Annotated in this window: 12 protein-coding genes and 2 tRNA genes; 9 read left to right on the forward strand and 5 right to left on the reverse strand. The window is 71.4% G+C overall.

From position 1 onward, the window contains the following. Positions 1-140 precede the first annotated feature (140 nt). The 7 genes from OG393_RS14840 to OG393_RS14870 all read left to right on the forward strand — a co-directional run bounded on the left by OG393_RS14840 (position 141) and on the right by OG393_RS14870 (position 5950). The gene (locus OG393_RS14840; RefSeq protein WP_327375127.1) at positions 141-491 is read left to right on the forward strand and encodes an SCO3933 family regulatory protein; all 351 of its coding nucleotides are present in this window, start codon (positions 141-143) and stop codon (positions 489-491) included. Further along, positions 488-700 carry a hypothetical protein gene (locus OG393_RS14845; RefSeq protein WP_327375128.1) on the forward strand — a complete coding sequence of 71 codons (213 nt, stop codon included), beginning with the start codon at positions 488-490 and terminating at the stop codon, positions 698-700. The genes OG393_RS14840 and OG393_RS14845 overlap by 4 nt, the downstream gene beginning before the upstream one ends. Beyond that, entirely contained in the window at positions 697-2103 is a 1407-nt protein-coding gene (locus tag OG393_RS14850; RefSeq protein WP_327375129.1) for a cell division protein FtsK, read from the forward strand. The genes OG393_RS14845 and OG393_RS14850 overlap by 4 nt, the downstream gene beginning before the upstream one ends. A 62-nt stretch (positions 2104-2165) precedes the next feature. Next, entirely contained in the window at positions 2166-2870 is a 705-nt protein-coding gene (locus OG393_RS14855) for a DUF2637 domain-containing protein (protein ID WP_327375130.1), read from the forward strand. A gap of 154 nt (positions 2871-3024) precedes the next feature. Next, a complete protein-coding gene (locus OG393_RS14860) occupies positions 3025-4488 on the forward strand; it encodes a replication initiator (RefSeq protein ID WP_327375131.1) in 1464 nt (487 codons plus the stop codon). Continuing rightward, on the forward strand, positions 4485-4667 hold the full coding sequence (locus OG393_RS14865; protein WP_327375132.1) for a helix-turn-helix domain-containing protein: 183 nt from the start codon (positions 4485-4487) through the stop codon (positions 4665-4667). Before OG393_RS14860 ends, OG393_RS14865 begins: the two co-directional genes overlap by 4 nt. Continuing rightward, complete coding sequence (locus OG393_RS14870; protein WP_327375133.1) at positions 4667-5950, forward strand: site-specific integrase; 1284 nt, start codon at positions 4667-4669, stop codon at positions 5948-5950. Before OG393_RS14865 ends, OG393_RS14870 begins: the two co-directional genes overlap by 1 nt. A 91-nt stretch (positions 5951-6041) precedes the next feature. Here the strand turns inward: OG393_RS14870 and OG393_RS14875 are convergent. Both OG393_RS14875 and OG393_RS14880 read right to left on the reverse strand, forming a co-directional pair. Further along, positions 6042-6114: transfer RNA gene (locus tag OG393_RS14875), tRNA-Arg, on the reverse strand. A gap of 288 nt (positions 6115-6402) precedes the next feature. Beyond that, positions 6403-6493, reverse strand: a tRNA-Ser gene (locus OG393_RS14880). Positions 6494-6693: 200 nt separating this feature from the next. Between OG393_RS14880 and OG393_RS14885 the strand changes: the two genes are divergently transcribed. Both OG393_RS14885 and OG393_RS14890 read left to right on the forward strand, forming a co-directional pair. Then, positions 6694-7155, forward strand: coding sequence for an SSI family serine proteinase inhibitor (locus OG393_RS14885; RefSeq protein ID WP_327375134.1), 462 nt, complete (start codon positions 6694-6696; stop codon positions 7153-7155). Between the two features lie 149 nt (positions 7156-7304). Then, positions 7305-11195, forward strand: coding sequence for a PAS domain-containing protein (locus OG393_RS14890; protein ID WP_327375135.1), 3891 nt, complete (start codon positions 7305-7307; stop codon positions 11193-11195). Between the two features lie 195 nt (positions 11196-11390). Here the strand turns inward: OG393_RS14890 and OG393_RS14895 are convergent, their stop codons facing one another. From OG393_RS14895 to OG393_RS14905, 3 genes are all read right to left on the reverse strand, one after another. Then, on the reverse strand, positions 11391-13037 hold the full coding sequence (locus OG393_RS14895) for a long-chain fatty acid--CoA ligase (protein WP_327375136.1): 1647 nt from the start codon (positions 13035-13037) through the stop codon (positions 11391-11393). 178 nt (positions 13038-13215) lie between these two features. Continuing rightward, on the reverse strand, positions 13216-13806 hold the full coding sequence (locus OG393_RS14900) for a SigE family RNA polymerase sigma factor (RefSeq protein ID WP_327375137.1): 591 nt from the start codon (positions 13804-13806) through the stop codon (positions 13216-13218). Positions 13807-14017: 211 nt separating this feature from the next. Next, positions 14018-15016 carry a DUF1906 domain-containing protein gene (locus OG393_RS14905; RefSeq protein WP_327375138.1) on the reverse strand — a complete coding sequence of 333 codons (999 nt, stop codon included), beginning with the start codon at positions 15014-15016 and terminating at the stop codon, positions 14018-14020. Positions 15017-15050 lie beyond the last annotated feature (34 nt).

Genomic DNA, 15050 nt, shown 5'->3' on the forward strand with positions numbered 1-15050 from the left:
GCACACCCCACTGACATAGGTGGCCTATGTCAGCTGACACCTAGCTCACCCGATTCACTTGACTCTGCTAGGTCAGCTATGTTCAATAGTGATCACGCCCCACCGCCCCGGTGGAGCGCAACCGAAAGGAACCAACTCCCATGGCACGCATCCGTGTTGGCCTGCTCCCCACCTCGTCGTTCATGGTCGGCACCCTGCCGGTGCCGAAGTACGCGGACCAGGAGAAGACGCAGTTCGCCACCGACCGTGAGACCGGCGCGAAGCTCTACACGATCACCCTCTTCTTCATGGAGGAGGACCGTGCCGAAGCTCTGAAGATCACCGTTCCGGAGACCGGTCTGCCCAACGGACTCCGACCGGGTGTCCCGGTCATGCCGGTGGAGCTGTTCGCCACTCCGTGGGCGCGGATCTTCAACGGCTCGCTCTCGGACGGCATCGCCTACCGCGCGGCTCGGCTGGACCTGGTGGCCCCGGCCGCTGAGGCGGCGTGAGCAACAACGATCGCCGGTCCGGCGCTGAGCGCAGCTACCCGCTGCCTCACGCCGGGCAGGGGGCGCACTTCACCGAATCACTCGTGAACTCGGTCGCGGCCGTGCTCGTTGCCTACGGCTATCCCCGCCTCGACGCGTCGGCGGATCGGGCGGCCCTCGAATCGGCCCTCGCGGCCTTCCTCTACAACCCAATGGAGAGCTACAGATGAAGGATCCGAACGCCCCGGCGGAAGGCACCCTCGGGCACGTCCCGCTCATCGTCGCCCTGCCGCTCGCCGTGCTCATCGGATGGGCGCTCTGGTGGATCGTCCGCTACGTTCGCGCTGACGCCATGACCCGGCAGTCCATACAGCAGGCCATACGCGTGCGGTGGGGCTGGAGGCGGCTCGCACCGATGCTCAAGTTGTCGGCCACGGACAAGACCCCGACCGCACTGGCGTCACTGGCGAACACGAACGGCAAGCCCACCAAGCCGCGCGTCCTCATCCCCTCCCTCAAGGTGAAGCACGACGCGTACGGAGTGATCGCGCGGGCCCAGTGCCTGCCTGGCGTTGGACTCCAGCAATTCCAGAAGGCGGGCCCGCATCTGGCGGACGCCTGGCGGTGCACACGGGTGGCGGTCACCCAGGACAAGCCTGGGCAGGTCCTCATCAGGGGCGTGCGACTGGACCCGCTGAAGTTCCCCACCGAGCACCACCCCACGGGTGAGCCACCGGAGGAGACAGCCCAGTGGGACCTGGGCCTCGACGAGTACGCGCAACCCGTGTCTGTGAACCTCACACAGGTGCCCGGCGTGACCGTGGCCGGCCTCCCCGGCTTCGGCAAGACCAGCCTGATCAACCGGCTCCTCTCCGACTGGGCACCCTCGCCCGCAGTGCAGTTCGCCTGCGCGGACGGCAAAGTGTCGGCTGCCTACGAGGGCGACTACGCCGATTGGGTGCAACGCATGTTCGCCTTCGTGGGCGATGACCTGGAAGAGGCCAACAAGCTGTTCCGGCACCTGGTGGAGCTCCGCCGCGCCCGGTCGGCTTCGGTGCGCCAAGTGCTCGGGGTGAAGTCCATGTGGATCGTCGGCCCGTCCGAGAACTGGCCGCTGGTCGTGCTGATCGTCGACGAAGCCCACACGTACTTCCGCGACCACAAGGGCAGCGACCAGCAGACGAAGAAGCTGGCCTCGCTCGCCGCCGAGAACGCCCGGCTCGTGGAAGACCTGGTGAAGAAGGGCCGGTCCGTCGGGCTGCTCGTCATCCTCACCACTCAGAAGTCCACCGGCGACGCGATCCCCACCTTCATCCGCGACGTGTGCCCCGTCGGCCTGAGCTTCGCCCAAAAGACCGCCGAAGCCGCCGTGGCCGCGCTCGGCGACGAGATCCGGGAATGGCCCGACGCCAACCCGATCAACCTCCAGGACCCCACCTACGTCGGCGTCGCGTCCATGAACCACCAGTCGCAACCCGGCTTCACCCGCATCCGCACGCCCTACGTGCCGGACGCGGAAGCAGCTCGCGTCGCCGAACAGACGGCAAACCTCACCGCCGACCCACACGCCCTCCTGGAAGCCTTCCTCGGCCCGCGCATGGCGGACGTGGACCTCACCAAGCTCGACGCCTGAGCAGCCTGACCTCCTGCATCGCCCGCCCGTTCCCAACACCCCTGGAGAGGAGGTGAACACCCATGACAGAGGACCGGATCACTCAGCGCACCATCACCGCCGTCATGATCGTCATTGCCGCGCTGGCGTTCGTCTTCTCCTTCGGCAACGTCTGGTCCCTCGCCCTGCGCCTGGGCGTCCCCGGCCCGATCGCACCGCTCATCGCTCCGATGGTGGACCTCTCCGTGGTCGGCCTCCTGGTCGCCCTGCGCTACCTCTCCCTGCGCGGCCTGCCCGCCGACGAGATGACGGCGGCCACCCGTCTGATGCACTTCTCCGGACTGCTGACCTTGGCCCTCAACGTCGCAGAACCGGTCGTCGCCGGACACTACGGCCGCGCCGCCGTCGACGCGGTGGCCCCGCTGCTCCTCCTCGGCTGGGGCTCCGTCGGCCCCCAGCTCCTGCGCGCCTTCCACACCGTTGCGCGCCCCGCCATACCGGCTTCCCTGCCGGACGAGATCGAGTCGGTCCCCGAGACCGCCTCAGACACATCCCGCCCTGCCGTGCCGCTCTCGATTCCGGCCCCGGCTGCGGCTCCCGTCGCTCCTCGCGTCGCCCCAGCTCCCGCTTCGCCTGCGGTCAAGATTCCTGAGCCGCTGCTGACCGAAGCCCGCTCCATCGCGACGTCCCACCACGCCGAGCACGGCGAACCGATCACGGCGGCCCAGCTCAAGACGCGGCTGGCGATCGGCCTGCCCATGGCCACCGCGCTGCACGCCGCTCTGTAGAGCCGCACCCTTCCGCCGGCCTCCCCGGCACTTCCCACCGCCGCCCACCCCTGGGCCCGCCTTGCCATGCCTGCGGGCAGCAGCCCAAGCGCACTGAATCGCTGCTGCTCGCAGGTCACCCCACCCTCGCGCCAGAAAGGACACCTCGCCACCCATGCGCCGCCACCTCGACCTGCGCCACATCATCAGCCCCGGCCTGCGGGACCTGGTCGAACTGGCCAACACCGACGACTTCGACCGCGTGACGGAACAGGTCCGCAACCTTCGTGGCTGCACCAGTCCCGTCAACCTGCACGGCTGGACGGTCACCACCGACCAGACCACCAAGCAAGTGGTCCGCTCCTACCGCTCCGAGGACGAACCCTCCGGCCGCCTCCTCACCACCTGCGGCAACCGCCGCGCCTCCCGCTGCCCGGCCTGCTCCCGCCTCTACGCCGCCGACACCTACCACCTGATCAAGGCCGGACTGTCCGGCGGCAAGAACGTCGCTGAAGCCGTCCGCGACCACCCGCGCGCCTTCGTCACCCTTACCGCCCCGTCCTTCGGCCCCGTCCACAATCGCCCGACCACCGACGCAGGCAAGCCCCGCCCCTGCTCGTGCGGCGAGAGCCACCCGGAAGGGGCTCCCGAACTCGGCACTCCACTCCACCCGGCAAGCTACGACTACACCGGCGCCGTTCTGTGGAACGCCCACGCCGGAGCTCTGTGGGCGCGCTTCACCACCTACCTGCGCCGCGCCCTTGCCGAGCACCTCGGCATGACACAGAAGGCGCTCAACTCGGCCCTCCGCGTCTCCTTCGCCAAGGTCGCCGAGTACCAGCAACGCGGCCTGGTCCACTTCCACGCGGTCGTCCGCTTCGACGGTCCCGACGGCCACACCACCTCGCCCCCGGCCTGGGCCACCTTCGACGCCCTCCACGCTGCCGTCGGCCTAGCGGTCGAGCGCGCCCGGCTCCTCGTCGAGTCGGACGCCGTCGGCGAGCGCGTCATCCGCTGGGGCGACCGGTTCAAGGTGGATCAGATCTCCGCCCTGGGGGACGGCGAACTCACGGACGCCAAAGTCGCCGGATACGTCGCCAAGTACGCCACCAAGAACGCCGAGGGCGCGGGCACCGTAGACCGCACCCTCGTATGCCGCCCCTGCTCCGGACGCGGCCACGTACGCGGCCCGGACGGCTTCCGCGACCTCTGCGCCGACTGCGACGGCACCGGCCAAGCCGAATCCCTCACCAGCCTCCCCGTCCAGCAGCACGCCCGGCAGATGATCCGCACCGCATGGGCCCTTGGCCACCTCCCCGAGTTCGCCCACCTCAAGCTCTGGAAGTGGGCCCACATGCTCGGCTTCCGCGGCCACTTCTCCAGCAAATCGCGCGCCTACTCGACCACCCTCGGCGCACTCCGCGACGTACGCCGCGCCTGGCGCACCGCCCAAGCCGAAGCCGCCCGCATCCGCGCCGGCCTGCCCGTCGACGACGAGAACACCACCCTCGTCACCGCCTCCTCATGGACCTACCTCAGCAGCGGCTACCGCCCCGGCGAAGAGCTCCTCGCCGCACAGGTCCGCCACGACATCACCCACGCCCAACGCGCCAAACAGGAAGGGCTGCTGCCTGCATGACGACGGCCGTACTCACCGTGGACCAGGTCGCCGAACGTCTCGGCATCAGCCGCTGGAAGGTCCACGACCTCATCCGCTCCCGCGAACTCGCCTCCTTCAAGATCGGCCGCTGCCGACGCATCAGCGCAGCCGCCGTCGACACCTACATATCCCTCCGCACGGAACAGGAAGCCGCCTGATGGCCAAGCCGAAGAAGAATCCCAACAACGAGGGCACCATCTACCTTCGCAGCGACGGCCGTTGGGAAGGCAGCGCGTACGTCCTCACCACAGACGGCACGTACAAGCGGCGCAGCGTCTACGGCAAGACCTGGGAGGAGGCGCACGAGAAGCTCACCAAGCTCAAGGCCGATTCCCTCAACGGTCTCCCGGTCGCCACCAACAAGATGACGATCGCCGAGTACCTGACGTACTGGCTGACGAACATCGCCCAAGGCAAGGTCCGCCGGACGACCTACGTCAACTACGAGTCCCTCGTCCGCAACTACGTCACCCCGGAGTTCGGCCGCAAGAAGCTGGTCCGGCTGACCGCCCGCGACATACGCGCCTTCCTCGCGAAGACGGCCGTCACCTGCCAGTGCTGCGCGCAGGGCAAGGACAAGAAGCGGCCGGAGCACAAGCGGCGCTGCTGCGCCCTCGGCACGTGCTGCAAGAAGCTCCCGTCTGACCGGACCGTGCGCTTCCTGCTGGTGATCATGCGTGCCGCTCTCCAGCACGCCGTGCGTGAGGACGAGCTGCCCCGCAACGTGGCCAGGAACGTGGAGCTGAGCATGGGAACGAAGCGCGAGATCGAACCGCTCACGGTCAAGGAAGGACGTCAGCTCCTGACGGCGGCCAGGGAAAACCGGCTGTGGGCCGCGTACGAGCTGGCGGTCCGCATCGGCCTACGGCGCGGGGAGCTGCTCGGGCTGCGCTGGTCGGACGTCGACCTCCTTGACGGCGTCCTCACCGTGCGGCAGGCCCTTCAGCGAGTCGGCGGAGAACTGCTGATCGTCGCCCCGAAGACGCAGCGCTCGGCCCGTCGCGTGGCTCTACCGGCCGAGTGCGTGACCGCGCTCCGTGCTCAGCGCGCCCAGCAGATCGCCGACCGAAAGGGAGCGGGCAACAACTGGAAGGGGACAGGGCAGGGTCTCGTCTTCACCACCAGGAACGGAACCCCCATCGAGCCGCGCAACCTGAACCGCTCCTTCGAGGCGCTCTCCATCCGGGCCGGCGTCCGCAAGGTCCGCTTTCACGACCTGCGGCACACCTGCGCGTCCCTCCTCCACGAACAGGGCGCGGACGCCCGCATGATCATGGAAGTCCTCGGCCACAGCTCGATCCGCGTGACCATGGACATCTACACCTTCGTCCGGCTCGACTCACAGCGCTCGGCGTTCGACCGAGTGGGGGACGCCCTGAGGGGTGACGGCAACGATCCGGACGATGACGATGGCGCGGCCGGTGTCCCGGTAGCCGTCTGATTCCCTCCCGAAGGCGGTTGCCGTCAAACGCTGCCGTCAACGCAAAAGCCAGAGGCCCTAAGGAGTGATCCTTAGGGCCTCTGGTCAGCTGTGCACTCGGCAGGATTCGAACCTGCAACCTTCTGATCCGTAGTCAGATGCTCTATCCGTTAAGCTACGAGTGCTTGTGCTTCCCGGCTTTCTTCTTGCCGGTCGGCGTTGCGTGGACAACATTACATGACCTGCGCCGTGACGCGAAATCCATTGGCCAAACCCATCCTGACCTGCGAAAACGCCTTCCAGGAGAGTGTTTCACGTCCGCCGGACGGGTGATGGGGGCTCGTACGCACGGGCGAAGTGGGCAGGTGATGCCAGGGCGGCGGACGCCCTCGGCTCGCGGCTCCGCGTGGGGTACGGGGAGGCGCCGTGAACGACCGAAGCCCCGGCTGTGTGGGCCGGGGCTTCGGTAGGGGCGGAGGCGGAGGGATTTGAACCCTCGATGGGCTTTAAGACCCAAACCGCATTAGCAGTGCGGCGCCATAGACCGGACTAGGCGACGCCTCCATGCACCCCGCGCGGGCGCGGAAGGTGCGTGCAGATGATGACACAGGCGAGCCGCGCGTCACCAATCGGTTCTCACCGTACTAGCCCTCCCGGGCCGAGGGCAAAGCCCCGCGGGCCACTCCGCTTGCGCAACGTACGGCGGTACGGCGCGTTAGAGGGGTGGGGCATCACCGCCTGCCACCCGCGTCCCTGGAGTTCGTATGCTGCGTCGCCTCCTCCTCACGACCGTCGCGACCCTCGCCACCGCCACGGTCGCCGCCACCGCGACGGCCGGTGCCGTGGAGGCGCCCGTGCTCGGGCCTCTCCCGCCGCTGCCGTTGCTGGCGCCCGCCGACTCGCTCACCGTGACCATCACCAAGAGCGGGCACCCGAAGGCCGACGGGACCTTCCGGCTCGAATGCGGCGGGCAGCCCGGCGGAACCCACCCCGCCGCGGCCGACGCCTGCCGTCGGCTCTCGCAGATCGCGAGGGAGGGAACGGACCCCTTCCAGCCCGTCGGCAAGGACCGGATCTGCACGCAGCAGTACGGCGGCCCCGCGCTCGCCCACGTCACCGGTAAGTGGCAGGGCCGCAGCGTGGACGCCCGTTTCTCCCGCGCCGACGGCTGCGAGATCGACCGCTGGGAGAACCTCGAGCCGGTCCTGCCCATCGTGCGCCGGTGACGTGGGGATCTTGCCGGAGGCACGCGACCGTGCCCCACGCCGGCCGGGCCTGCCCTTAGACTCCCTCCCAGTGACAGGCTGCGGCCCGAGGGGCAAGATGGGGCGCCAGCCGTCGGGCAAGGTGTAGTGGGTCAGGGAGGAAGCGTCTCGTGAGCAGCAGGCCATCCCGAGGCGCTGCTCGCCTCGCGGCGATACTCGACGCCCTGCCGGACGGGCTCGTGCTCGTCAACTGCAACGGCACGGTCGTCAACGCCAACACCATCGCCCTCGGCATGTTCGAGACCCCCGGCACCGCACTGGTCGGCCGCGGGCTGCTCGACCTGCTGCCCTCGTTCGACTCCCGGCTGATCCCTGGGTCGATGCGCATGCCCGAGGGTGCCGACGAGCGGGGCCGCACCAAGCCGGCCCGGATGATCGCGCGCCGCACCGACGGCAGTGAGTTCGCCGTCGAGGTGACCAGCGCCAGCCTGGAAGACGGGCGCGAGGCCTACGACTCGTACAGCGGCTACACCGGTGACGAGCTGCTGATGCTCGTCGTCCGCGACCTCACCGGAACACTGGACACCGAGGCCGAACTCGCCCGCTCGCAGCGCCAGACCGAGATGATCCTGCGCGCCGCGGCCGAGGGCGTCGTGGGCACGGACACCGACGGGCGGGTCGTCCTCGTCAACCCCGCCGCCGCACAGATCCTCGGATTCCGCGCCAGTGACCTCGGGGGGAAGGAGCTCCATCCGCTGATCCTCCACTCCCGCCCGGACGGCGAGCCGTTCGCGTACGAGGAGTCCCCGCTCGCCGACACCCTCAAATCCGGGCGGAAGCACCGGGTCCGCGGACAGGTGCTGTGGGCGAAGAGCGGTGACCAGGTGCCGGTCGATCTGACGACCGCCCCGGTACGGGACGGGGACCAGCTCGTCGGAGCGGTGATGACCTTCACCGACCGTCGCCCTTACGAACAGCTCGCCGAGAAGCACGCCGCCGAGATCGCCGACCTCACGGAGCGGCACGCGTCCGAGGAGGAGCGGCAGAAGGAGCGGTTCGAGACGCTGACCGCCCGGCACGAGCAGCTGACGGCCGTCCTCGGCGCGTCGCTGCGCGGGCCGCTGGAGGAGCTGCGCACCGAGCTGTCCTCCCTCGCCGCCGACGACGCCGGCCAGCTGTGGCCCGAGGCGAACCAGCTCCTGCACCACCTGGCCGCCGGGTACGCCCGGATGACCACGCTGGTCGACAACGTGCTGGGCTTCCAGCGCCTGGACGCCGGCGCGGAGAAGCTGGTCAAGAGCGTGGCCCTGCTCGACGGGATCGTGACCGCGGGTGTCGACGGCGCCGTGGAACTCATCGGTCCCGGACGGGTCCAGTTCGCCGTGCACGCGCCGCCGATCGAGGCCGAGGTCGACGCTGGCCGGCTCGCGACGGCGCTGGCCCACCTCGTCGCGGACGTGGCCGGGGTCGACTCGACCGGCAAGGCCAAGATCGTCGCGGGCGCGGCCCCCACCGACTCGACGATCGTGGTGGCGGCCGCGCAGCGCGGTGACGTCGTGCGGATCGAGGTGCGCGGGCCGTACGCCGGCGGCGACCCGGTCCACCAGCCCATCGTGCGGGGGATCGTGGCCGCGCACGGCGGTGTGGTCCAGACGCACGAGGTGCCGGGGACGGGCGGCGGCAGCGCGTACGTCCTGGAGGTGCCGCTCGGCAACGGCAGGGGAACGGTCGCCGTGCCCCCCGCTCCCGAGCCTCGGTCGGCGCCGGAAGGCGGTGCGGGACCCGCCGACGGAGGCCGGCTCGCGCTGCCCGCACAGGCTTCGGAGACGCACGGTGGCGGCAGGCGGCGGGCCCGGCGGGCGTCCACCGACGCCTTCCTGGAAAGCGCGGTACCGGCCGGGGGCGGCGACGCGGAGCCGACCGGGCGGCGTCGCGGGCGTACGGAGACGGCCGCCGCGCCCGCCGAGCTGATCCCTGCCCAGAGCGCGGGCACGGGCTCGCCCGGTGGCGAGGGCCCGCCGGCACCGGTGCCGGTGCCCGTACCGGGGGCCGGTACGGTCCCGGGCACGGGTCCGGCGGGCGGTTCCGGTCCGGTTCCGGTGGGAGGGGCGGGCACGGTCCCGGCCGAGCCCACCGGGCGCCGTCGTGGCCGTCCCGCGGAGGGTTCCGTGGTGACCGCGGCCGAGGGGGCCCAGGGGCGCGCCGCGCTCGGAAACACGGTCCCCCCACAGGGGGTCCCGGTGGAGGCGACCGCCCTGGCCCGCGCGCTGCCCGCCGTGGCCGGCGGCGCGGAGCCGACCGGGGAAGAGCGGCCCACCGGCCGCAGACGGCGCGCGCTCGCCGCGGCGCAGGAGCGGGCGGCGGCGGCCGAGTCCGGACCACGGACGCCGTTCGCACTGCCTCCGGCCGGTTCCGACCGGTCCGCCCCGGCCCCCGAGGCGGTGTCCCCGGCCGGGCAGCTCCGGACCGACGCCGGGACACCCGCCCCGGTGCCGGGGGCCGACGCCTCGCCGATGCCCGTGCCGATGCCTGCGCCCATGCCGATGCCTGCGCCCATGCCGATGCCTATGCCCACGCCGCTGCTCCCGCCGACGGCCGGGGGCGACGAAGGGCGGCACGACGCCGCGCGGTCGACTCCGGAGACCGATCACACGCCGCCGCGAGCGCACCCGTTGCCCGGAGCGACCGGCCGGCGACGAGCCGTCCGGGAGGAGGCACCCGCGGAGACACCCGCGCTCACCGAGGACGTTCCGGGCGCCGTCGTACCGGAACTCCCGACCCCGGCGGGTACGACCACCGGCACCGGCTCGGTCCCCCTGCCGCCGGCGCTGCCGAGCCCGGCGCAGCCCCTGCCCGCCGAGGCTCCGGCCGACGCGACGACCACCCAGGGCGGCCGGGCCTTCAACGTGCGCACCCTCGGGCAGGGCGTCCCCTTCGCTCAGCAGATCGCCGCTCAGCAGAACGGCCGGAGCACGCAGAACGGCGCGCAGTCCGGCCAGGGCGCGCAGACCGGCCAGGGCACGCCAGGAGAGCAGAGCAGCGTCTCCAACGGCTCCGGGTCCAACGGCTCCGGGCGGCGGCGCAGACTCGCCACCCCGCCCGAGGGCGACCGTCCCACCGCCCCGGCCACCGCCGCGACGGCCACGGAGCCGGATGCCCGTCCGCACCCGCAGCCGGGTTCCGCGCCCAGGCTCGCCCCCGCCGTCCCCGAAGGCCGTTCGTACGCCATAGGAGCGCCCGCGGAGGGCTCGGCCGAGGGCCCCGAACCGCTGGACGGTCCGGGCGGCGCGGTCGAGGTGGCCAACAAGCCGCTGCCCCAGCCGGTCGACGACGAACTGCCTCCGGAGCCACTGGACAATCCTCGACGTCTCCTGGTCTGGCCGGCACCGGACGTCCAGACCCAGCAGGCACTGAGCGACCGTGGCTACCGCCCGGTGATCGTGCACTCCCGCGAGGAGGTCGACGCGCAGATCGCCGCCTTCCCCGCCGCGCTCTTCGTCGACCCGCTGACCGGTCCCATCACCCGCACCGCGCTCCAGTCACTGCGCCAGGCCGCCGTCGCCGCCGAGGTGCCGGTACTGCTCGCGGCCGGGCTCGGACAGGCGACCCGGGAAGCCGCGTACGGCGCCGATCCCGCGGTGCTGCTCAAGGCGCTCGCGCCGCGCGACAGCGAGCAGCACCCGTCCCGTGTACTGCTCATCGAGGAGCACGACGAGATCGCGACCGCCCTCGCGGCGGCCCTGGAGCGGCGGGGCATGCAGGTCGCCCGGGCCTCGACGGACTCGGAGGCGGTCACGCTGGCCACGCAGACACGGCCGAACCTGGTCGTGATGGACCTGATGCAGGTGCGCCGCCGCCGGGCGGGGATCATCGACTGGCTGCGCGCGAACGGGCAGTTGAACCACACGCCGCTCGTCGTCTACACCTCGTCCGGGCTCGACGGGGCCGAGCTGCCGGCGCTGGCCTCCGGCGAGACGGTCCTCTTCCTCGCGGAACGCTCCACCAGCACCGAGGTCCAGGCCCGGATCGTGGACCTGCTCGCGAAGATCGGCACGAACTAGGACGCGATCGAGGGGCCCGAGGGCCGAGGACACCCGCGAACGGCCGAGGACGGCCGGCGCCGGTGCTCGGCGTCGGCCGTCCTCGCGCACCGCGGTGGAAGGGCGGCGTGCCCCTTCCACGCGGCTGCCCGCTCGGTTTCCCTCCGAGCCCACCGGTCCCCTGGCCGGTCCCACCGGGTCCCCGGCCGGGGCGGACTACAGCTCCGTCACGTCGAGCTCGCCCTGCGCGTACTGCCTGCGGATGACCTTCTTGTCGAACTTGCCCACGCTCGTCTTCGGCACCGCAGGCACGATCGACCAGCGCTCCGGCAGCTGCCACTTGGCGATGGAACGGGCCAGGAACTCCCTCAGCGTCGCGTAGTCGGCCGTCGCGCCCTCCTTGAGGACCACGGTCGCGAGCGGTCGCTCGCCCCACTTCTCGTCCGGGACGGCGACGACCGCCGCCTCGGCCACGTCCGGGTGGGCCATCAGCGCGTTCTCGAGCTCGACGCTCGAGATCCACTCACCGCCGGACTTGATGACGTCCTTGGCGCGGTCGGTGAGCGTGAGGTAGCCGTCCGGGCTGATGACGCCGACGTCTCCGGTCTTCAGCCAGCCGTCCTCGCTGAACTTGTCCGCCGGGCGGATGGCCTCGCCGTCCACTCCGCCGAAGTAGGCACCCGCGATCCAGGTACCGCGGACCTCCAGCTCGCCCGCCGACTCCCCGTCCCAGGGCAGGTGCTCCCCGCCGGGGCCGACCAGCCGCGCCTCGACGCCGGCCGGGAAGCGGCCCTGAGTGACGCGGTACGGCCACGCCTCCTCGTCGGTCAGCCCGGCCGGGGGGTGGGCCATGGTGCCGAGCGGGGAGGTCTCCGTCATGCCCCAGGCGTGGCAGAGCCGGACGCCGAGCTTGTCGTACGCCTCCATGAGGGAGGGCGGGCAGGCGGCGCCGCCGATGGTGACCTGTCGCATGGAGGAGAGGTCACGCGGATGGGCGGTGACCTCGGCGAGGAGCCCCTGCCAGATGGTGGGGACGGCGGCGGCGTGACTCGGCTTCTCGCGCTCGATCATCTCCGCGAGCGGGGCCGGCTGGAGGAATCGATCCGGCATGAGCATGTTGATGCCGGTCATGAAGGTGGCGTGCGGCAGGCCCCAGGCGTTGACGTGGAACTGGGGCACGACGACCAGCGAGGTGTCCTTGTCCGTGAGCCCCATCGACTCGGCCATGTTCACCTGCATGGAGTGCAGGTAGATGGACCGGTGCGAGTACACGACGCCCTTGGGGTCGCCCGTCGTGCCGGAGGTGTAGCACATGGCCGCGGCCGAACGCTCGTCCAGCTCCGGCCAGTCGTACGTGGTCGGACGGCCGGCTATCAGCTCCTCGTAGTCGTGCACGCGCGGCGCCACGCCGTCGAGGGCGGAACGGTCGCCGGGCCCCGCGACCACGATGTGCTCCACCGTCGGCAGGTGCGGCAGCAGCGGCGCGAGCAGAGGGAGGAGAGAGGTGTTGACGAGGACGACGCGGTCCGCCGCGTGGTTGACGATCCACACCAGCTGCTCGGGGGGAAGGCGCAGGTTGAGCGTGTGCAGAACGGCGCCCATGGACGGGATGGCGAAGTACGCCTCCACATGCTCGGCGTTGTTCCACATCAACGTGGCGACCCGCTCGTCGCCGGTGACTCCGAGTTCGTCGCGCAGGGCGTTCGCCAGCTGGGTCGCGCGTGCTCCCGCCTCCGCGAAGGTACGGCGCTGCGGTTCGGGCTCACCGGTCCAGGTGGTGATCAGTGACGTGCCGTGGATCGTCATCCCGTGCTTCAGGATGCGGGTCACGGTCAGCTGTACGTCCTGCATGGTGCTCAGCACGGCGTCCTCCCGGTGGGCGCTACGTGGCAGTAAGGGTGTGGAGATTCTGCGCACATACCACTTGGTATGTCACTACCCGGGAGTATGGAAATTGCCAGTGAACACTGGCGAAGGTATCGCGTCCGGACCCGGCCCGCCCTCCGGCCGACGTCGCGACCTGCGGGAACTGCCGTGAGCGCTAACGGACGGGTGCCAGCTCGGGGTCCTCGCGGAGCTTGCGGAGAGCCCGCGACACCGCGCTCTTGACCGTACCGATCGACACCCCGAGGATCTCGGCCGTCTGCGCCTCGCTCAGGTCCTCGTAGTAGCGAAGGACGACCATCGCCCGCTGGCGGTCGGGGAGCTTCATCACGGCGCTCCACATGGCGTCGTGCAGCACCTGCTGTTCGGCCGGGTCCGCCTGCGGCCGACCCGCGGGCTCCGGCAGCTCCTCGCAGACGAACTCGTCGACCTTGCGCTTGCGCCACTGGGACGTCCGGGTGTTCAGCAGCGCCCGGCGGACGTAGCCGTCCAGCGCCCGATGGTCCTCGATCCGTTCCCAGGCCACGAAGGTCTTGGCCAGCGCGGTCTGGAGCAGGTCCTCGGCGTCCGACGCGTTCGCTGTCAGCGAGCGGGCGGTACGCAGCAGCACGGGCCCTCGGGCCCGGACGTACGAGGAGAAGGAGGGGTAGCCGGCCGTCACGGCAGTGTGGCCGGCACGTTCCGTGGTCACGCCGGTGGCGGCCGTGGAGGCGCCGGCGCAGACGGGGCCGGAGGAGGGCGGAGTCATGGTTCCACGCTAGGAGCGGCCGGGTGCCCGGGGATCGGCCCCAGGTCCCGAACCGCCCTCCGCCTCAGGTTGTAGGGGTGGGGGGGACCAGACCTCCTGAAGGTGGAGAGCGACTCAGGGTCGGGGCGGGGGCGAGGCCGGGCCGCGGCCGGAGGTGAGGGCCCCTCGGAGCGGGCATGTCAGGGCCGGGGAAGCCAGGCCGCCGGGAAGGTCAGGGTGCGAGGAGGGTGGGTGTGGCGACGGCGGCGACCGGGCCGTCGACGGCGTTGCGGTCGATCGTCAGCGTCCGGCCCCCGTGGGACTCCCGGACGTTGCCCGCGTACTGGTGGACCCGGCCGTGCTCCAGCCACGCCGGCAGCGGCAGGGCGCTCTCCGAGTACAGCGCGGGCGCGCCCAGCCAGCGCGCGAACCAGATCACCGAGGGCAGGTCCACGACCCCGGCCTTCCGGGCCTCCTCCATGTGCCGCACTCCGCTGTCGGCGCTGCTGTAGAAGCCGGGCAGGTAGCCCTGACGGCGCACCTCACGGTTCCAGGCACGCACGAAGAGCAGGGTGGTGTCGGCACAGGCGCGGTCGGTGAGCGCGTAAGCCTCCATGTCGAGGTAGAGCGCGCTGGCCGGACCGATGCCGATCGCTCCCGCCGCCCGGACCGCCTCCACGCCCTCCTCGGTGCCCTGGGTCCACGGGTCGTCTCCGATCGGGACGTGCTTCTTGTGCGCGGCGAACACGCACGGCGCCTGGGAGCCCACGAAGACCGGCAGCAGCCGCCAGCCCTGGGCGTGCACCGAGGCGACCCAGTGCGCGGTCAGGTTCGGCTGCACCGGGCAGCCCCGGCCGCGCCCCCCGAAGTACACCCCGACGGCCCGGTACGGCGACTCGAGCCAGGCTTCCATCACCGCCTGCGACGGCGCCTCGCAGGTGTCGAAGCCGTTCCCCGTGAAGTACTGGTACCCGAAGCCGTCTCCGCCCTGCGCGGCGGCGGGCCCCCGAGCGGCCTCGGACCGGGCGGCGGGCCCCGGGGCGGCACGGGCTTCGGAGGCGGGTCCGGGACCGGGACCCGGTTCCGGCGGGGCCGGGAGACCGGGCAGGTGGGCGGCGGGGGCGGCGGCCGTCGCGGGGGCTATGAGCAGAGCGGCGGCGAGCGCGGCCCAGAGGAGCCGCGCCCGTGGGGACGGATCGCGAGGTCGCGTCGCGTCCAGGGAGTCGTTCATGGGGCGAGTGAAGAACGGCGTGCCCCGCCCGGCC

Source organism: Streptomyces sp. NBC_01216, from assembly GCF_035994945.1.
GTDB lineage: Bacteria > Actinomycetota > Actinomycetes > Streptomycetales > Streptomycetaceae > Streptomyces.

What these genes read in the sequence shown, in the direction of transcription:
- OG393_RS14840 (WP_327375127.1), top strand. Translation starts at nt 141, where the DNA reads ATGGCACGCATCCGTGTTGGCCTGCTCCCCACCTCGTCGTTCATGGTC.
- OG393_RS14850 (WP_327375129.1), top strand. Translation starts at nt 697, where the DNA reads ATGAAGGATCCGAACGCCCCGGCGGAAGGCACCCTCGGGCACGTCCCG.
- OG393_RS14855 (WP_327375130.1), top strand. Translation starts at nt 2,166, where the DNA reads ATGACAGAGGACCGGATCACTCAGCGCACCATCACCGCCGTCATGATC.
- OG393_RS14860 (WP_327375131.1), top strand. Translation starts at nt 3,025, where the DNA reads ATGCGCCGCCACCTCGACCTGCGCCACATCATCAGCCCCGGCCTGCGG.
- OG393_RS14865 (WP_327375132.1), top strand. Translation starts at nt 4,485, where the DNA reads ATGACGACGGCCGTACTCACCGTGGACCAGGTCGCCGAACGTCTCGGC.
- OG393_RS14870 (WP_327375133.1), top strand. Translation starts at nt 4,667, where the DNA reads ATGGCCAAGCCGAAGAAGAATCCCAACAACGAGGGCACCATCTACCTT.
- OG393_RS14885 (WP_327375134.1), top strand. Translation starts at nt 6,694, where the DNA reads ATGCTGCGTCGCCTCCTCCTCACGACCGTCGCGACCCTCGCCACCGCC.
- OG393_RS14900 (WP_327375137.1), bottom strand. Translation starts at nt 13,806, where the DNA reads ATGACTCCGCCCTCCTCCGGCCCCGTCTGCGCCGGCGCCTCCACGGCC.
- OG393_RS14905 (WP_327375138.1), bottom strand. Translation starts at nt 15,016, where the DNA reads ATGAACGACTCCCTGGACGCGACGCGACCTCGCGATCCGTCCCCACGG.